The sequence below is a fragment of the Bacillus sp. Nf3 genome (assembly GCF_003028545.1).
In the GTDB taxonomy this organism is placed as follows: Bacteria; Bacillota; Bacilli; order Bacillales; family Bacillaceae; genus Bacillus; species Bacillus safensis.
Genome location: NZ_PYUA01000042.1, coordinates 1 through 677, shown reverse-complemented (window position 1 = coordinate 677; position 677 = coordinate 1). Strand labels below are relative to the sequence as shown.

Below are 677 nucleotides of genomic sequence, written 5' to 3'. Positions count from 1 at the left end.
CCGGCACGCAGCTGACCCTGGGCGGCAGCAATGACCTCACCCTGGGCGGCGTGCTGAGCGGCGATGGCAGCCTGGTCAAGAACGGTGCTGGCCTGCTGACGCTCAACAACAGCAACACCTTCACTGGCGGCCTGACCTTGAACGGCGGCAACCTGGTGGCGGGCGCCAACGGTGCGCTGGGTACCGGCGCACTGGCGGTGAACGGCAACGCCTCGCTGGATGCCGGCGCTGCGGTGACGCTGGGCAACGCGGTGAACCTGGGATCGGGCGTGGCACTGACCCTGCAGGGCAGCAACGCGCTGACCCTGAGCGGCATCGTGGCCGGCAATGGCAGCCTGATCAAGAATGGTGGTGCGACGCTGACACTGTCCGGCGCCAACACCTATACCGGTGGCACCACCGTCAATGCCGGCACGCTCGCGTTGGGCGCGGGCGGCAGCCTGGCTGCGGCAGGTGATGTCACGCTGGGCGCTGCAGGGGCGATCTTCGACATCTCCGGCGCAGGCAGCAGCCAGACCATCGGGGCGCTCAACGGCGTGGCGGGAACTTCGCTGGCCCTGGGCGGCAATTCGCTGACCTTCGGCAGCGCTGCCAACGGCGCGTTTGATGGCCTGATCAGTGGTGGCGGCGGGTTGGTGAAGGTGGGGGCGGGTGTGCAGACCCTGTCCGGTGCCAAC

General features: G+C 68.8%; 1 protein-coding gene. It reads left to right on the top strand.

From position 1 onward, the window contains the following. A partial coding sequence (locus C9414_RS20750) for an autotransporter-associated beta strand repeat-containing protein (RefSeq protein WP_181286184.1) occupies positions 1-677 on the top strand: 677 nt, incomplete at both ends.